General features: G+C 61.7%; 13 protein-coding genes. 6 read left to right on the top strand and 7 right to left on the bottom strand.

All coding sequences use genetic code 11. The features are described from left to right. The first annotated feature begins 153 nt into the window (after positions 1–153). Both E3E11_RS05335 and E3E11_RS05330 read left to right on the top strand, forming a co-directional pair. Positions 154–2,685: a mechanosensitive ion channel family protein gene (locus E3E11_RS05335; RefSeq protein WP_141451489.1), complete on the top strand. Its 2,532-nt coding sequence runs from the start codon at positions 154–156 to the stop codon at positions 2,683–2,685. 28 nt (positions 2,686–2,713) lie between these two features. Then, entirely contained in the window at positions 2,714–4,270 is a 1,557-nt protein-coding gene (locus tag E3E11_RS05330) for a glycosyltransferase family 2 protein (protein WP_168189206.1), read from the top strand. Between the two features lie 46 nt (positions 4,271–4,316). Here E3E11_RS05330 and E3E11_RS05325 read toward each other — a convergent pair whose 3' ends face one another. The 6 genes from E3E11_RS05325 to E3E11_RS05300 all read right to left on the bottom strand — a co-directional run bounded on the left by E3E11_RS05325 (position 4,317) and on the right by E3E11_RS05300 (position 12,601). Continuing rightward, positions 4,317–5,720: a sugar porter family MFS transporter gene (locus E3E11_RS05325; RefSeq protein WP_141452164.1), complete on the bottom strand. Its 1,404-nt coding sequence runs from the start codon at positions 5,718–5,720 to the stop codon at positions 4,317–4,319. Between the two features lie 286 nt (positions 5,721–6,006). Then, complete coding sequence (locus tag E3E11_RS05320; protein WP_141451487.1) at positions 6,007–7,446, bottom strand: sugar porter family MFS transporter; 1,440 nt, start codon at positions 7,444–7,446, stop codon at positions 6,007–6,009. A gap of 338 nt (positions 7,447–7,784) precedes the next feature. Next, on the bottom strand, positions 7,785–8,399 hold the full coding sequence (locus E3E11_RS05315; RefSeq protein ID WP_141451486.1) for a Fur family transcriptional regulator: 615 nt from the start codon (positions 8,397–8,399) through the stop codon (positions 7,785–7,787). 17 nt (positions 8,400–8,416) lie between these two features. Then, positions 8,417–9,565: an RNase adapter RapZ gene (gene rapZ, locus E3E11_RS05310; RefSeq protein ID WP_141451485.1), complete on the bottom strand. Its 1,149-nt coding sequence runs from the start codon at positions 9,563–9,565 to the stop codon at positions 8,417–8,419. 157 nt (positions 9,566–9,722) lie between these two features. Then, on the bottom strand, positions 9,723–11,582 hold the full coding sequence (locus E3E11_RS05305) for a stimulus-sensing domain-containing protein (RefSeq protein WP_231118847.1): 1,860 nt from the start codon (positions 11,580–11,582) through the stop codon (positions 9,723–9,725). A gap of 188 nt (positions 11,583–11,770) precedes the next feature. Further along, complete coding sequence (locus E3E11_RS05300; RefSeq protein WP_141451483.1) at positions 11,771–12,601, bottom strand: response regulator transcription factor; 831 nt, start codon at positions 12,599–12,601, stop codon at positions 11,771–11,773. A gap of 281 nt (positions 12,602–12,882) precedes the next feature. On the opposite strand from E3E11_RS05300, the gene E3E11_RS05295 reads away from it, so the two are divergent. The 4 genes from E3E11_RS05295 to infC all read left to right on the top strand — a co-directional run bounded on the left by E3E11_RS05295 (position 12,883) and on the right by infC (position 17,426). Next, positions 12,883–13,563, top strand: coding sequence for a nucleotide exchange factor GrpE (locus E3E11_RS05295; RefSeq protein WP_141451482.1), 681 nt, complete (start codon positions 12,883–12,885; stop codon positions 13,561–13,563). Between the two features lie 49 nt (positions 13,564–13,612). Beyond that, complete coding sequence (locus E3E11_RS05290) at positions 13,613–14,638, top strand: glycosyltransferase family 9 protein (protein ID WP_141451481.1); 1,026 nt, start codon at positions 13,613–13,615, stop codon at positions 14,636–14,638. A 179-nt stretch (positions 14,639–14,817) separates the two neighbouring features. Continuing rightward, positions 14,818–16,776 (top strand): threonine--tRNA ligase, encoded by a 1,959-nt coding sequence (gene thrS, locus E3E11_RS05285; RefSeq protein ID WP_141451480.1) that lies wholly within the window; start codon positions 14,818–14,820, stop codon positions 16,774–16,776. 95 nt (positions 16,777–16,871) lie between these two features. After that, on the top strand, positions 16,872–17,426 hold the full coding sequence (gene infC / locus E3E11_RS05280; protein ID WP_231118846.1) for a translation initiation factor IF-3: 555 nt from the start codon (positions 16,872–16,874) through the stop codon (positions 17,424–17,426). 147 nt (positions 17,427–17,573) lie between these two features. Here the strand turns inward: infC and E3E11_RS05275 are convergent, their stop codons facing one another. Continuing rightward, a complete protein-coding gene (locus E3E11_RS05275; RefSeq protein WP_141451479.1) occupies positions 17,574–17,816 on the bottom strand; it encodes a DUF1737 domain-containing protein in 243 nt (80 codons plus the stop codon). Positions 17,817–17,880 lie beyond the last annotated feature (64 nt).

The following is a 17,880-nucleotide window of genomic DNA, read 5'->3' as shown; positions in this document are numbered from 1 at the left end:
CTTATCCCCTCTCCATATAGGGTCGGTTGACTGCCGTCCCTTCCCTGATGGTGCCCCGCTTGTTTGATCGGCCCGGGAAAGGCACAATAGCCCTTTCACGGGATTTCTCGCTGCATCTCGTTCGCCCACTTCACAGCCAACCCGGACTGGTCAATGACGAAGTTTTCCATGCGCCCCGCTCTCCTTCTCCGCGCTGCCTGCCTGGGAGGGGCATTGTTTGCCGCCCCTGCTTTCATGGCCGGTCTCCATCCCGCGGTGGCAGCGGGCGAGCATAAGAGTGCCGAGACGCCCGCCAAGCCCCTGAGCGTGGAAGACCTGCCCCTGGTCGGGTGGGGAACGATGCAGAAAACGCTGACCGAGCAGCTCAACAAGGACCAGAAAATCCTCCAAGAGGTCTCGTCAGCCGTCCAGGTCACCGATCCTGCGCCCAGCATGATCATGCTGAACAGCTATACGGCCCAGGCCACCCGTGTCCGGCAGAATACAGCAGCCGCCCTGACCCAGGTTGAAGGCTACCAGAACGCCTTCACCGCGCTGCTGGAGATTCTGGGCGACAAGCCCCAGCCGGGTGAGCCGGCCTCCATCACCCAGCAGCGCCAGCAGGCCCAGGACAACCTGCGCGCGGTCAAGACCATGAGCATCCGGATCAAGCTTTATGATCTGCAGGCCCGCCAGCTGCTCGCCATGCTGGGCTCGCTCAGCAGCCAGATTCAGCAGGCCACTCTCTCACGCCGCAGCCTGTCGCCCCTGACCTTCACCTTCTGGGCACAGCTTGAAAGCGAGACGGTCGCGCTCTTCGCCTCTCTCAGGAGCGTGGCGGCCGTTAAGGATCTGATTCTGCTGCCTCTGGGGCTCCTGCTGGTCTTTCTGGGCACAGCGGCACTCGGGCGTTTTCTGGAAGCCGTGCTGCCTTCTTTCCTGCGCAGCCGCCTGCAGGATCTGGAACGGCTGACGATAAAAAGACAGCGCCATGACCACCGTAATGCTCAGGACAGCTCAGCCGGTGACACTTCCCTGCCAGCTTCCACTGAGCACGGGAATGCAGGCGACACGATGAAGCTACAGCCTGGCTGGAGCGCGCCCGAAGCGCTGGGCATCGGCCTCATCTGCGCAACCGTCGCCTCTGTCTTCTGGGCCTTGTGGAGCAATTTCCTGCTGCCGCACGGCTACCTGCTGCTCGGCACCGTTGCCACAACCATTCCCGCCTGCACTTTCGTGCTCGGCGGCGGCATCCCCCTGAGCCACTGGCGTTCAGGACGCAGCATGCGCACCTTCAGCCTGTTTCTCAGCCTGGCGCTGATGTCATGCGCCTTCCTGGAGACCTTTCAGAATGAAGGCGTCCTGGGCAACACCCTGCAATCCTTTCTTGAGGCCTGTGTGGCGCTCGCAGGCGCCTTCACGCTCTATCTGATCGGACGCCGGCTCAGCAACACCGTCACCGCCGAGAAGGAAAAGGAAGCCGCAAAACAGGTTGAAGACGCCAAAAAGGCCGGCAAGACCAAGGAGGTTTCCGCCTCTCTGGCACACATGGCCAGCATCAATCTGCGCAAACCTTTCTATGCCCTGGCCATCCTGCTGCTCGCCATCACCGGCATTGCGGTAGCCTGCGGTTACATCACCTTCGCCTTCTCCCTGACCAGCGATATCGTCGACCTGACCTATGCGGTCGCTGTCACGGGTGTGCTGGCCGGCACCTGGCAGATGGTGGTCTCGGTATTCTTTTCCCCCAATCACGGCACCGGGCGCTGGCTGCGCATGCTGGGCGTCAGCCCGCGCCGCATGGAGCAGATGGGCGTCATCCTCAGCGCTGCAGGCTCGCTGGCCCTGATCATGGTGCTGATCGCCCTGCTGCAGACCAAGGGCGACCTGTCATTCAGTGCGCTCTGGAGCCGGCTGAGCCACATCTTCACCGGCACCGCCCATAGCGGTCTGGCCCTGTCGCCCGAAACGGCCATCAGCTGCATTCTCCTGGTCGTTGCCGTGCATTACGGCCTGAACTTCATCTGCACCTGGCTGCTGACCCGCCTGTTTCCCACCACCAATCTCGACAACGGGGCGCAGACCTCGATCATCAGCATTCTCTCCTACACTGTCTGGATCATGACAGGGCTTACCCTGCTTTCCATGATGGGTGTGTCGGTGCAGAACCTGACCTGGGTGGTGAGCGCGCTGTCGGTCGGCGTGGGGTTCGGTCTGCAGTCCATCGTCAAGGACTTCATCTCCGGCATCATTCTGCTGGCCGGACGGCCCATCCAGCCCGGCAATGTCATTATCATCGGCGGCATCAAGGGTGTGGTTCAGCGGATCAATATCCGCGCAACCGACATCACCCTGATAGACGGCGCCACGCTCATCGTGCCCAATTCCCAGCTGGTCACATCCAACGTTACCAATGCAAGCTTCGGCGACCAGCCGACCAACCTGTCGCTGAACTTCACGCTTTCGCGTGACGTCGATCTGGACAAGGCGCAGGCGCTCATGCTTGCTGCCGCCAATGACCAGCCGCTTGTCCTGGCCCTGCCGGCGCCGGGTATCATCACCACGGCGCTGGACGACCTGCAGGTCACGATGTGCCTGACCGTTTCATTCTACAACGTGAAGAACTCGCTGGGCATCAAGAGCGCGTTGCTTCAGGATGTGCTGAAACGGTTCCATGAGGCCCGTATCAACGTCGTCATGAGCTGACGGTCTGCAGATGCCCGGCAGAGACCCTGTGAAAACCGCGCTCGTCGGCATCATCCGCAATGAGGCTGACGACCTCCTGCCCTGGATGGGATGGCATGCGCGCCTGGGTGTCGACACGTTCGTCCTTTTCGATGACGGCTCGACAGACGGCACAATGGATCTTCTGCAGGCCGCTGCGGCGCTGCATGACGTCAGGATCTATCGCCTGCCCTGGTCTGACGGCCCGGTGGACGGGCGCCAGCAGCATGCCTACCAGACCGCCCTGCATCTTCTTCAGGGACAATGCGACTGGGTAGGGTTTCTGGACAGTGACGAGTATCTCGACCTCCATCGCCACAGTAATCTCCAGGCATTTCTGGGTGACTTCAGCGAGGAAGTCGGCGGCGTGGCCATCAGCTGGTGCCTGCAGGGAAGCAATCAGCTGGTGCTCCGCCCGGTCCAGCCCGCCTTTCACGCCTTTACGCGCCACAGCCGCCCTGAAGAACCGATCAACCGGCACGTCAAAAGCTTTGTGCGACCTGACTGCTGGGACGGCGGCTGGATCAACCCCCATATCTTCCCGCTCAAAAAAGGCCATTACGTCACCCCGGGGCAGCAGCAGGTGAACTGGGAACGGCCCGGCATCCAGCAGGCGCTGCCCGATTGGGGCACGGCCCGTGTCCGGCATTATCAGGTCCGCAGCCTGGAGCAGTTCACTGAACGCGCGCGCCGCCGCGCCAATCTGCAGCTGCGTCTGCCCGACTTTCTGGCAGGCGACCGCAACGAGCTGGAAGACAGGCGTCCCTGTGCGGCGCTCGGCCCGGTTCAGGCCTGGATGCGCGAGGTGATTTTCCAGGGTGCTGCAGAAGCCCTGTTGCCTCTGCCTGTAGCGGAACCGGAAGCCTGGCAGCCTCCGGCTCCCCAACTACCTTTCTCGCTGACCAGAATCGTCGCCTGGAACGGCCATGGCCTGGGCGTGCAGCAGGATGGGCTGGTGCAGCTTCTGGCGGACACCCCACCGGAATCCGGGTCTGAAACGCCTGCCGCGCCCGGCCCTGCGGTAACTCAGGCGCTGCCCCAGCTTTACGGGCTGCGCATGGAGTTTGCCCCCGGGCTCGTTTTCCTCCTGGCCTGCACGCCACAGGGTGGGTTGGATGATTTCACCTTCCTGGAAGACAGGCGTCTCAACGGCGTGCTGGCTTATGGCCTGCGCTCGGGCAGCCGGCAGAACAGCGTGGCCCTGCAGCAGTTGCACCCACAGCTCTTTCTCTCTGCCCCGCCTGGGGAAGCGGTGGTCGCTGACCGTCTGCAGGTGCAGCTGTGGGAAAACTTCACCCTTGAAGCCGCACCCCGCTTCAAAAAGGAAAGCACCTGGCAGACCCTGCCTTTCATCCGCTTTCTGCAGGAAGGGCTGAGGCTGCCGCCCACACTGGCAGGACTGGGGGCGCTCATGCGCAAAGACCGCCACCTGGCCCTGCGGCTCCTGCCGGTCTTTCACGCCCGCCTCTCCCCTGAAGAGCAGGCCACCCTACAGGAGATGCTGGGACCGTTCCGTCCTTATTTCTTCACCGACAGCCCTGAAGCCGTTAAGCAGCCGTTCCGCTGACCGGGCGGTAAACGCAGCTGCAAGCCGCTCGCCCAGCCCCTGAAATTCAGGTGCGCCCGATGTCGCGCAGCCTGACGCCACGCATCAACCGGTTCTGGAGCTTAGCCAGGGAAACGCCTTTCGTCTCAGGGACGAAGAGATAGGTCAGCACCATGAACAGAGCGTTGAGGCTGGCAAACAACCAGAACGTGTCAGCTGCGCCGAGCTTCTGCATGAGCGACAGAAATGTGAGGCCGACAACGAGATTGGCGGTCCAGTTGGTAAAGGTCGAGACAGCGACGCCGAAATCACGCCCGGCAGCGGGCTGAATTTCAGAGCACAGAAGCCAGGCCAGCGGGCCGACAGACATGGCGAACCCGGCGCTGAAGACAACCAGCAGAAAAACCGCTGCCATCTGTGAGGCCTCGGTATGCATACCCCCATGCAGCAACCAGCCCAGCAGCCCCATGCCCACAGCCATGACAGCAAACCCCATGTACAGAATGGGCTTGCGACCCAGGCGGTCCACCAGCCCGAGCGCCACAAAGGTGGCCAGCATGTTCACAAGACCGATCAGGGCCGTGCACCACATCTGTCCCTGCGTGTCGAAATGGGCCTGCTGCAGAATTTCCGGCGCGTAATACATCACGATATTGATACCGGCCAGTTGCTGCATGATCTGCAGCAGCATGCCCAGCACGATCGAACGACGGAAATTCAGATTGGTCCGGAAGAGCTTCCACCCTTCCTGCCTGGTCTTCAGCTGGGCACGGATGCTTTTGGCTTCCTGCGCGGCTTCCTGAGGGGTCTCGCGCAGGTCGAGAAGGATGGCACGTGCCTCTTTATAACGTCCGCGCATCATGAGCCAGCGCGGACTGTGCGGCAGAAAGATCAGGCCGATGAGAAAGAGAATGGCCGGGATGGCAACGACACCGAACATCCAGCGCCAGTTGCCGGAGTAGGACAGCAGCGTGTCGGACAGAAAAGCCAGGAAGATGCCGATCGTCACCATCAGCTGGTACATCGAGACCATGGCGCCGCGCGTTTCTTCCGTGGCGATTTCCGACAGGTAGAGTGGCGCGGTGAAAGCAGCCAGTCCGATCGCCAGCCCCATGATGGCCCGGAAGCAGATCAACGATCCCAGAGACCAGCTCAGCGCACAGCCGAGTGCCCCGATCGCAAAAGTTGCGGCACCCAGAAACAGGGCCCGCTTGCGACCCAGATGATAAGAAAGCCATCCGGCACTGATCGACCCAAGGGCCGCTCCCGCCATCATGGCGCTGACCACCCATTCCAGGGCGACGGTCGAAGCATGGTAGGTACGTCCGATGAAATTCAGCGCACCGGAAATAACCCCGACATCCAGACCAGACAGCAGCCCGCCCAGGGCGGCGATCAGCCCGAGCGCCAGAATCTTGAAACGCGCTGGATCGAAAAGGGAGGTCGTTTCGTCGCTCTCACCGTTTTCCATGAGACCAGGGTCTCTGGAAGTCTGGCTGGCCTGCAGGTCCTTGCGCACCAGGCTTTCTCCGGGACCCCGCTTATCCGGTGTATGCGCGTCTGACATTGCCTCTCCCTTCCCGGCCGGCAGCGGGTTTCCTCCTTTGTCTGCAAAGCCAGGCTTTTCCACGCTTTGCAGACCACGGCAGTGTAACCCAACCTGCCGGGAGCGCAACTTTCCGGTAAAAAGGCCGGTCGGCATTTCCACCGACCGGCCTGGCTGAAACTGTCGCGCCTGGATGCGTTACCGCAAGGTTTCAGTCCGCGCGTCCCAGGTCACGCAGACGTACGCCGCGCATCAGCCGCTCATCCAGCTTCTCCATGGGCACATCCTTGGTTTCAGGCACGAAGAAATAGACCAGGATAATCGCCGCCACGTTGAACCCGGTGAACAGCCAGAAGGTATTGGAAGGCCCCAGCGCTTCGAGAATGGACAGGAAGGTGAGGCCGATGAGGAAGTTGCAGCACATATTGGTGGCTGTGGAGACCGTCATGCCGAAATTGCGGCCTTTGGCAGGCTGGATTTCCGAGCAGATCACCCACGGCAGCGGCCCGACAGACATGGCAAACGCGCCGACAAAGATGATGATCAGGACCAGAATGGCCATCTGGTCGAAATGGCTTTCCGTCGGCAGGCTCAGAAGGAAGGCCAGCAACCCCATGCTGATCGCCATGCCGCCAAACCCCATATAAAGCAGCGGCTTGCGGCCCAGGCGGTCGGAATACAGCACCGCGACGAATGTCATCACGAAATTGACGAAACCGATGAGGGCTGTGCCCCACATCTGCCCGGCCGGGCTGAAATGGGCCTCTTCAAGCACTTTCGGTGCGTAATACATGATGATGTTGATACCGGCGAACTGCTGGATGATCATCAGCAGCATGCCCAGCATCACCGAGCGGCGGAAATTGGGATTGTCCCTGAAAAGGCTGAAGCCTTCCTGCTTCGCCTGCAGCTGGGTCCTGATGGCCTGCAGTTCCTTTTCAGCCTGCTGCGGCGTGTCCCGCAGAAGGGTCAGGCCGGCCAGGGCTTCTTCCCAACGGCCCTTCATCAGCAGCCAGCGCGGGCTGCGGGGCAGAAAGAAGAAGAGAACGCAGAAAACAAGGGCCGGAACAGCTTCAACCAGAAGCATAAAGCGCCAGCTGTGTTCTGAAGTCGCCACGCCGGAAATCCAGCCATTCGTAAAGAAGGTCAGGAAAATCCCCAGCGTGATCATCAGCTGCCACAGCGTGCCCATCGTGCCACGTTTGTCAGCGGGGGCGATCTCCGAGAGATAGAGCGGGGCGGTGAAGGAAGCGAGGCCAAGCCCGAGACCGACCACGAAGCGACCACATACCATGCTGCCCAGAGACCAGCTCATCGCACAGAACAGCGCGCCCAGTCCGAAAGCGCCCGCTGCAAGGGTCAGAGTGCTCTTGCGGCCGATCTTCTGACAGAAAAAACCGCCTGTCAGCGCACCGACGAAAGCGCCGGCCAGCATGGCGGCGACCACCCATTCCTTGCCGAAATTCGAAACATTGAACTGAATGCCGAAAGGCTTGAGAACACCGGAAATAACCCCGATATCCATCCCGCACATCAATCCGCCCAGAGCTGCGAGAACGCAGAAGGTCAGAACACGCCGAGCCGCAAGCGGGTCGACCTGCCCGAAATCAGGGCCGGATTTGCCGGCTCCCGACGAAACAGCTGTACTCATGCAGAACCTCTCCTCACATCGGGCCATATCTTGCGAGGGGCACAGGGCCTGGCTGCCCGCACAGACTGCCTTTCAAACAGACGGCCTTCCAGCCTTCTTCAGGATTTCCCGTGATGCTTCAGCAGAACAGAACGCATGACGGGCTGGGACTACACCAGAAGCAGACACGCTCCCGATGCGATGCGTCCCGATACCTCGCGAGACCGACATGCCGGGGAGAAAATCCCTTGCAGCGCCGGAATCGGGCCCTATCGAGGTAAGCTCGATGCAGACAAAAAAACGCCCTAATTCTACCTCCGTCCATCCCGGCCCCGGTCACGATTGCGCGAGCTGAAGGCTCATTTGCCCGCACACTCAGCGCAGACCCCAACGATTTCCACAGTTGCACTTTCCGCCCTGAATCCCAGCCCGCTGGCCGTCTGCAGGAGAAGACGGCTGACCAGCGCCTCTTCCAGTTCCCTGACATGCCCGCAAAGGCGGCAGATCAGGAAATAAGCCCTGTGCCCCGCCCATTTCGGCACTGTGGTTCCGGCTTCTTCAGAAACCGCTCTCCCGGCCTCTGAACCGGCCGGACAGCAGCTAGAATCATGGCATTCCAGAACGTGCAGACAGGCTGTAAAGGCACTCAAACGTTCGATACGGTGTATCAGCCCGAGACCGAGCAGAAACTCCAGCGCCCGGTAGACCGTGGGGGGCGCGGCGCGGGGATGGCTTTCCCGCAGGCGGCTCAGGAGCTCATAAGCTCCTGACGGCCTGGGGTCTGAAAGGATAAGGCCAAGGACCTGAGCCCGCGTGGGCGTCAGGCGCTCGCCACGCGCAACGCACCACTGGCGCGCCGCCTCCAGCTGCGCTTCGACTTCTGCAGAAAAGGCCAGCCCCTGTTGCGCCTCGGGGCGGTGCCCCGCCGAGGGTTGGTCTTTCCGGCACTGATCTTTCTGAGAGCCTTCCTGCACGACAGCCTGGCCTCTGTTCAGACAGGCTCGGCAGGATCAAGGGCCGGCAAGCCGTTCGGCGCGACGGCCCAGCGCCAGGAATCCTGCCCCTGCCGGGCCAGTTCCCGGTGCAGGATCATGACTGAGTCCACCTGGGCCAGCCCTATGTTGCCTCCGCCCGGTCGGTCACTGTCAGCAGAGGCCAGCTGGCGGGCTTGGGCGAGTTTCTGGGCCAGATCCTGGGCCACGGCCTCCGCCAAGGTGACGGAACGATGCCGCCCGCCACTGCAGCCGAAAGCAATCGTGACGTATTTTTTCCCCTCCTCCACGAAGCGCGGCACCACTGTTTCCAGCAGCCCGGTCAGATGACCGTAAAACGCTTCAAAAAAGGGATCGGCCTTCACGTAGTCTGCAACATTACGATCCAGTCCGGTGCCAGGGCGCAGTTCATCATCATAATGGGGATTGCGCAGAAAGCGCACGTCAAACACCATATCCGCCTCTCGGGGCAGCCCTGCCGGATAGGCGAAGGACATGATGACCAGCGCCAGCCCTTTCCCGGTCGCATCGCCAAAACGCGCACCGATCAGCCGGCGCAGGTCCGGCAGGGGCAGGTCGGAAGTATCGACCACCAGATCCGCCGCTTCACGCAGGGGAGCCAACAACTGCCGTTCGCGCGTAATGCCCGACAGGATGTTGCCGCCTGTGGCCAGCGGATGCCGCCGCCGGGTCGCAGTGAACCGGCGCAGGAGGACATCATCTTCAGCGGTGGCGTAAATCAGCTGCACTGTCTGACCCGGCCTGGCCCGCAGGCGCGCCAACCGCTCCATCAGCCCTGCTGCTTCAAAACCACGACTCCGCACGTCAATACCGATCGCCAGAGGGGCTGCCAAATGATCGGGCAGTTCCGGCTGTGCCTGAAGCGTAAGTGCGTCAAACAGGTCAAGGGGCGGATTGTCCACCACTTCGCAGCCCAGATCCTCCAGCATGCGCAGAATGGACGCTTTCCCTGCCCCTGACAGCCCGCTCACGAGAAAGATCCTGCGGCTCGGCTGTGTCTCCAGCCGCTCTTCGGCCTGAAGTTCTGTCGGAACGCCGCCTGTCACAGCCTCCCGTGCTGAAGGACCCTGGGCGGGGGCTGGGCACGCGGGCACGGGCGGCGAGGCAGGCGGGGTAACAGGCTTCATGAACTCATCCTGAGACTGCTGGCTGAGACTGCTGGAAACTGGCGAGGGACACAAAAAGAATAAAAGCTCTCTGAACAATATTCAGGCATATGGCCCCAAAACCGCCCAGGCACCAATGCCTCCCTCTTCCTTCCAGAAGAACTGTGTACTTCTTTCCTCACTCTTCCCCTCCTTCGCCGACGCTGTGGGCGGGACAGGCGCAACGGGGCAGGCGGACGATGAAACGTGCCCCGCAGGCAAAGGGGCCTGCAGGCACAGCGGTCGTTGAAGGCAGGCCTGCGTCACTGTGCTGCGCTTGCGGAGGGCCGGCGCAATAGATGTTTTCCGCCTGCAAGGTGCCATCAAGGGCCTGGATGATCTGTCGGCTGATCGCAAGCCCCAGCCCCGAATGCTGCCCGAAATGCTCACTGCCCGGGCGCTCGGAATAAAACCGGTCAAAAATGTTTTCCAGCTTGGCAGGCGGCACACCCGGCCCCTGATCACTCACTTCGATCTCCACCATCTCCCGCATCTTGTGGGAACCGGCAGCAGAGGGGGCCGGTTTCAGGACATCCTGGGCCAGAGAGGACGCTTGCAGGGCTGTTGAAGAGGCGCCGTTCTGCGGCACTGATACGGAACGGATCCGAAGTGTGACCTGCCCGTCAGGGGGGGAGAAGGACAGGGCATTGCTGATGAGGTTGCGGATGACCTGCACGAGCCGGTCCCCCACCGCCATGACGCAGAAGGACGGCAAACCCTCTCCCTTGCTCCGTGCCGCTCCCGAAGAAGAGCCCGACTCCACTTCAAGCACCAGATGGGGATCACCTGGTGCGCGGGTCGTCTCGTGCATCTCCACCAGCACTGAAAGCAGAGGCAGGATATCCACCGCTTCATGACGGCCGCGCGAAAGTTCCCCTTCGATCCGGCTGGCTTCGGAAATGTCGGAAATCAGCCTTTCAAGCCGCTGCACGTCATCGGTCAGAATGGTCAGCAGGCGCTTGCGCGGCTCACCATTAGGCAGGCGCGGCAGGGTTTCCAGGGCTGAGCGGATGGAAGAAAGCGGATTTTTCAGCTCGTGGCTGACTTCAGCTGCAAAGCGTTCCGTATCATCAAGGCGCGCCCACAGCGCCAGGGTGCTTACCCGCAGCGCGCGTGCCAGCACGCCGATCTCATCGCGCCGGCCCAGCAAGGGAGCAGGCACGCAATCTGCCCGCCCGTGACCAGGTTCCCTCATTTCCCGTGAGGACCTGACAAGCCGGCGCAGCGGACTGGCGATCGTGTGAAACAGATACCACGACAGCAGCACCGTCACGAGGAGGGCCCCGAACATGAGGGTGAGAATGGCCGAGCGCACGACGAACAGGGAACGGTCAATTTCCGGATCGCGGCGGGTGAGCTGAATCTCGCCTACCGTATGGCCACCATGCATGACAGGCTCAACGACCGTGATCACCAGCTGGTGGCCGGCGGTGCGACGGATATAGGGCGGCAATTCCACCAGGCCGCCAAGGGGGGGCGGGGCCACGCCCGGCCGGCCACGCCCGTCTCCCTCGCCTTCCGCCCCCTCGAACGGCACAGGACCCGTACGGCTGTTGAGCGGCAGCCAGGACAGGATCCAGCCATAAAAGGCATCCACCGCATCCTCGCCGCGCGGGCGTGGCGGTTCCGGCTCGGAAGATCGGGCCGCTGAACCATGCGGCCCCTTACCCTGATGACTGTCAACCAGCAGGCGACCGTCCGGGCCGAAGAGACGTGCATGGGCATTGTGACTCGAGGCCACCAGCTCTGTCAGCAAAGGGCGCGCCAGGCCGACATCAAGCACCGGCCCACCCCCAACACGCCGGACCGCTGATTGCCCCAACGCGCCTGCATAAATATGTCCCTGCTCACGCAGCGCGGTGACATCGGCTTCCAGCAGGCCGGTCTGGAACTGATTGATGGAAAGCAGGAGCCCTGCCAGCAAAGCCAAAGGCAGCACGTTGACCAGAAGAATACGCCCCAGAAGAGGCGAAAGCAGGCGCTGGAAATGCTGCTGCACCAGCCGGAGGGCTCTTTTCAGAGCGGAACCCCCAGAAGGCCGCAGAAACTGCAGACCCCCTCTGCGCGACCGCATATCGGCCTGCTGTGCCTCAGCCACGCCAGCCCCTGGCGCTGGACGCGTCTCCTGCACTGCGCACGGACCCTTCATTCAGGACCATTTCATGGAGGCGGCTCATGCGGGAACGCTCATTCGCGGTAACGGTAGCCGATCCCGTAAAGTGTCTCGATCTGATTGAAGGCCTCATCCACCTGACGGAATTTCTTGCGCACGCGCTTGATGTGGCTGTCGATGGTGCGGTCATCCACATAGACGCTATCCCCATAAGCCGCATCGATCAGCTGGTCGCGGGACTTCACGATACCCGGACGCACTGCCAGCGCCTTGACCAGGAGGAATTCTGTCACGGTCAGGGCCACTTCCTGCCCTTTCCAGAGGCACTGATGCCGGCTTTCATCCAGCGCCAGGTCCCCACGCATCATGACCGGCGCGCCGGCAACCGCCTCGCCAGTGGCTTCCGCCTGGCTCACCTCATGGCGACGCAGAAGCGCGCGGATTCGCTCGACGAGCAGACGGACCGAAAAGGGCTTGGTGATATAGTCATCCGCCCCCAGCCTCAGCCCCATGAGCTGGTCCATTTCCTCATCCTTCGAAGTCAGGAAAATGACCGGCATGCTCGAGCGCGCCCGCAGACGACGCAGGAGTTCCATCCCGTCCATGCGGGGCATCTTGACGTCCAGGACCGCCAGAGCCACCGGACGGGCCAGCAGACCCTGCAGCGCGCTCTCGCCGTCCGTATAGGTATGAACGGTGAACCCTTCCGCCTCCAGGGTCATCTGCACGGATGTCAGGATGTTGCGGTCATCATCAACAAGCGCGATCACCGGCTGCGGGCGTGCGGGGGAAGGCGCAGCGGAAGCGGCGCCCGGCTGTGAGAGCCCGCTGGCAGATGCGGGGGAACCGGCATTGGCAAAGCGGGGGCCGGCGGACGGGAAAGACGGAGAAATCGTTTGCGTCATGTCTTCCTCTGTAACGTTGCTTTCACCAAGGGAGCAAGAGGGAGGCCGGAAACCTGGAAAGGTAACCGGCTCTCTCCCGTTGCGGCTGGTCCTTTCACAACACAGGCTGTAAAGGCATGAAGGGACAAAAACATGGCGCCTGTCGATCCCCTCGCCCTCTTGCTTTCAGGTCAATCCTGCCTATGTGGTTCAATAAGTTACATGAAATGTGGACAGAGCGGCCCGGCCACCAACCACAACCGACGCCCGCCACCAGGAAACCCAACAGGAAGGGTCCCGACATGAAGAAACAGCATTCCAACTCCCAGCACGGCCAGCACCAGAATCCCCCTCAGCACGAACAGGGCACTGCTGCAGCACCTGAGCAGGAACACGCTCAGGATCAGGCGCCCGAAGCGGAAGCGCAATCTGTGGAAGGCGCAGAAGGCGCACTGGACCCCCAAGAACGCATCACCCAGCTTGAAGCCGAGCTGGAGGAGATGAAGAACCGCTGGATGAGGGCCGAAGCGGAAGTGCAGAACGTGCGCAACCGTGCCCAGCGCGAAGTGTCCGATGCACGCCTGTTCGGCCTGCAGAAATTCGCCAAGGACATCGTCGAAGGAGCTGAAAACCTGGAACGCGCCATCGCTTCCCTGCCCGTGGTCAAGCAAGGAGAAGTCGATATCGCAGCCATTATGGACAAGACGCGCGAAGGCCTGAAAAGCACCGAGCGTTCCCTGCTGTCTATTCTCGAGCGCCACGGTATCACCCGCCATGAAGCGGAAGGCCAGGCTTTCGATGCCAATGAGCATCAGGCCATGCAGGAAGTAGCTTCCCCCGATCACGCACCCGGGCAGATCGTTCAGGTCTGGTCGCCGACCTGGAAGCTGAACAACCGCCTCCTGAAACCGGCCATGGTCGTGGTGGCCAACGGGGACTCTACGGGCAAGGGCGGCGCAAAATCCCCTGCCGGTGGAAACTGACTGGGCTCTCCTGTCTTTCTCCAACCGGCCTTTATCCAAATGGTCCGGATTGCAGAAAGCCCCGCCTGTTTCAGGCGGGCCCGGCAACCGGACCACTGGAGAAACCGGGAAGCGTTTTCTGGTCATCCGGCACGGGGCGCTGGGTGATTTCTTTCAAGCCTTTCCGGTTTTCGACTCCCTGCGCCAGGCTTTTCCAGGCACCCATATCACCCTGCTGACCGGCAGCTTTTACCAAAACCTGGCGACCCGTTCACCCTGGTTCGACGCTGTTGTGACTGATGACCGCCCGTCTTTTGCAGACTGGCGGCATCTTGTGAAAATGCACCGCCTCTTCAGCACGGTTGACCGTGTCTATGACTTCCAGAACTCCTCACGGACACGGCATTACCAGCGTCTCAGCCGGCTCTCCCGGAAGCGGCCCGATTGGTGCAGCGCCCATCCAGGCGCACGCTGGCGCCATGCCACCCCGCTACGCCGTCAGATGCACACTCTGCTGCGGCAGGAAGAACAGTTACGCTGCGCAGGCATCCCCTCCCGACCGCGCCACGTGCCGCACTGGCTGCAACCAGAGGTGGTAGATAAAGCACTCGGCCGGCTGGCAGCCCCTTATGTTGTGCTGGTTCCGGGGGCTGCCGCCCACCGCCCGGCCAAACGCTGGCCGGTAGAACATTACGCTGCCCTGCTGCCGCTGCTGCAGAAACACGGGCTGGAAGCGATCGTTGTCGGAAGTACTGGTGAGCGCAAAGCCGGACACAGCCTGGCCCAGGCCGCAGCAGAGCTCGGCCTGCCCCTGCATGACCTGACCGGCCACACTTCCCTGACAGGCCTTGCCGAGGTGATGCGAGGCGCGACACTGGTCATCGGCAACGATACCGGCCCCCTGCATGTGGCTGCCGCCATGGATGCCCCGACGCTGACTCTGTTCTCTGCAGAAAGCGACCCGCGGCGTACCGCCCCCCTTTCCGTCACGCCGGGGCGCAGCCATATTCTTTCCATGCCCGATCTCAACGCCCTCCAGCCCGAAACTGTCATCGCCTATCTTGAAGGCCACCTTCTGACTGAACCCTCCCGCTGAACCACCCGGTCCGTTTTGAAAAAGGCCGGGGCACCTAAAGGGTTGCGAAGCGGCAACGGTCGCGGCATCTTTGGCCGCTCCGTTTGCGGATCTTCCATCTCTTCCGGCGCTGTTTTCCAGCTTTTGCGCGATTTCCTTCGCGTCCTGTCCCGCTCTACCCCTGCTCAAGGAGCTTCTTCATGCCTGCCATCACCCTGCCCGACGGAAGTGTTCGCAACTTCGACGGGTCTGTGACCGGCACTACCGTCGCCGCAGCCATCGGGGCCGGTCTCGCACGTGCGGCGCTGGCCATGGAGGTGGACGGCAAGCTGGTCGATATCGATACCCCCATCGATCATGACGCACGCCTGCGTTTTGTCACCCGCAAGGATGACGAGGCGCTTGAAATGATCCGCCATGACACGGCCCATGTGCTTGCTGAAGCCGTCCAGAGCCTGTGGCCTGAAACCCAGGTGACGATCGGGCCGAGCATCAAGGACGGTTTCTACTACGATTTTTCGCGTGAAGTGCCCTTCACGCCTGAAGACTTCCCCGCCATTGAAGCGAAAATGCGCGAGATCGTGGAAAAGGCCGAGCCCTTCACGCGCGAAGTCTGGGCGCGTGATGAAGCGATCCGCTTTTTCGAGGAGAAGGGCGAGCACTTCAAGGCTCAGCTCATCCGTGACCTGCCGGCTGATGAAGAGATCTCGATCTACCGTCAGGGCGAATGGCTCGACCTGTGTCGCGGCCCGCATTTGCGCACCACTGCTGACGTGGGAACGGCCTTCAAACTGATGCGGGTGGCAGGGGCCTATTGGCGCGGTGACCACCGCAACCCCATGCTGACGCGCATTTACGGCACGGCCTGGCGTGACAAAAAGGAACTTTCCGCCCATCTCCAGCGCCTCGAGGAGGCCGAAAAACGCGATCACCGGCGCATCGGGCGTGAGATGGATCTGTTCCACATCCAGGAGGAAGCTGTGGGGCAGATCTTCTGGCATCAGAAAGGCTGGCGCCTGTATTCCACCCTGCAGGACTACATGCGTCGCGCCCAGAACCGTAACGGTTATCAGGAAGTCCGCACGCCGCAACTGCTCGACCGTGCTTTCTGGGAAGCCTCGGGCCACTGGGACAAATACCGCGAGAACATGTTCGTTGCGACGGTGGAAGAGGAAGACAAGGTTCTGGCCCTCAAGCCCATGAACTGCCCGTGCCATGTCCAGATCTTCCGCCACGGGCTGCGCTCCTACCGGGAACTGCCCTTGCGCATGGCAGAATTCGGGGCCTGTCATCGTTATGAGCCTTCCGGCGCCCTGCACGGGCTGATGCGCGTGCGCGGCTTCACCCAGGATGACGCGCATATCTTCTGCACCGATGACCAGATCGCCGAAGAGACGGCCCGTTTCGTCACCATGCTGAGCGAAGTCTATCGTGATCTCGGCTTTGATTCCTTCCGGGTCAAGTTCTCCGATCGTCCGGAAACCCGCGCCGGCGATGATGCGACCTGGGACCGCGCTGAAGCGGCGCTGAAACGCGCTTGCGAGATGGTCGGCGTGGAGTATGAGCTCAATCCCGGTGAAGGCGCCTTCTATGGCCCCAAGCTGGAATTCGTGCTCACTGATGCGATCGGCCGGGACTGGCAGTGCGGAACGCTGCAGGTGGATTATGTCATGCCGGAGCGGCTGGACGCCTCCTATATCGGCGAGGACAGCCAACGCCACCGGCCGGTCATGCTGCACCGGGCCATTCTGGGCAGTTTTGAACGCTTCCTCGGCATTCTCATCGAGCAGTATGCCGGCAAGTTCCCGCTCTGGCTGGCACCCACCCAGGTGGTGGTTGCCAGTATCGTAACGGACGCGGCACCTTATGCGGAACAGGTCACCGCAGCCCTGAAGGCTGCCGGGCTGAATGCGGAAGCCGATACGCGCAATGAGAAGATCAATGCCAAAGTCCGTGAACACAGTCTGGCCCGCGTGCCGGTGATCCTGGTTGTGGGGCGGCGTGAAGCCGAGGAAGGCACGGTGGCCATGCGCCGCCTGGGCGGCAAGGAGCAGGAGGTCCTGCCCCTGTCTGAAGCCGTGCAGCAACTGGCGCAGGAAGCCACCCCGCCTGACCTGCGCCGCGCCCGCGAGGCGGCTGCACAGACAGCCGCCGCCTGAGCTGAATTAACCTGCAGGCAAGATCCATAATACTTCCCCTGCGCCTTGCACTGGCGCAGGCTGGAAGCTATGAAGCAGAAAAAACCATTGCGACAGTGACAGGAGAGTCGACCATAGCTAGACCGCCGTTTCCAGCCGCCCCGACCCGTGAAGGGCCGCGCGTCAATGAAGAGATCCGTGTGCCTCAGGTTCGTGTCATCGATGCTGACGGCGAAATGATAGGCATCCTCCCCACGCGCGATGCCCTCCAGCGTGCTTTTGCAGCCGGTCTGGACCTGCTTGAAATCAGCCCGACCGCTGAACCGCCGGTCGCCAAGATTCTCGATTACGGCAAGTTCAAATACGAACAGCAGAAAAAGCGCAACGAGGCCCGCAAGAAACAGAAAGTCATCGAACTCAAGGAGGTCAAGGTCCGGCCTGGCACAGGCGAGCATGACTTCCAGACCAAGCTCAAGGCGGTACAGTCATTCCTTGAAGATGGCGATAAGGTCAAGGTTTCCCTGCGCTTCAAGGGCCGTGAAATGGCCCATCAGGAGCTGGGGCTCAAAATGCTGGAACGCATCCGTGCTGAAGTGGAGGATCTCGCCAAGGCAGAGCAGATGCCACGCATGGAAAACCGGCTGATGATCATGATTCTGGCCCCCAAGTAAAGTCCCGGCCACAGCCTGCCCGCTCAGGGCAATCCCTGCTTGAGAACATGCTTGAAAACCCCTCCTGAACCAGGAGGGGTTTTTCATATGCCTCTCGTTTCGCCGTGCCGAGAGGCCTGCCGGAAAAACATCCCGGGCAGGCGTCCTTCAGCTCGCCGCTTTCCCAGAACCATGGGTGCCCTGGTCGGACTTTGAGGCCGTGGCGGCCGGCTGGCTTGCTGCCTGGCTGGGCGCCGACTGGCGGGTCATGGCCTGATTGTAGCGCACACCGCCATTGGGAAGGTTGTACATCGTCACATCGCCATAGAGCTGATAGCCCTTGCCCAGATATTCATTGACCAGCGCCGTCAGACCGCTGGGGCTGTCAGTGTCACAAAGATAATACTCCACGGTCTCGGCACTCCTGTTGCATTGAAGATCTCAGCGCCCGAAACGTAAAAAAAAGCGGCAGCCT

The sequence above is a fragment of the Oecophyllibacter saccharovorans genome, from assembly GCF_006542375.1.
Lineage (GTDB): Bacteria > Pseudomonadota > Alphaproteobacteria > Acetobacterales > Acetobacteraceae > Oecophyllibacter > Oecophyllibacter saccharovorans.
This window is presented reverse-complemented; position numbering and strand designations above follow the sequence as displayed.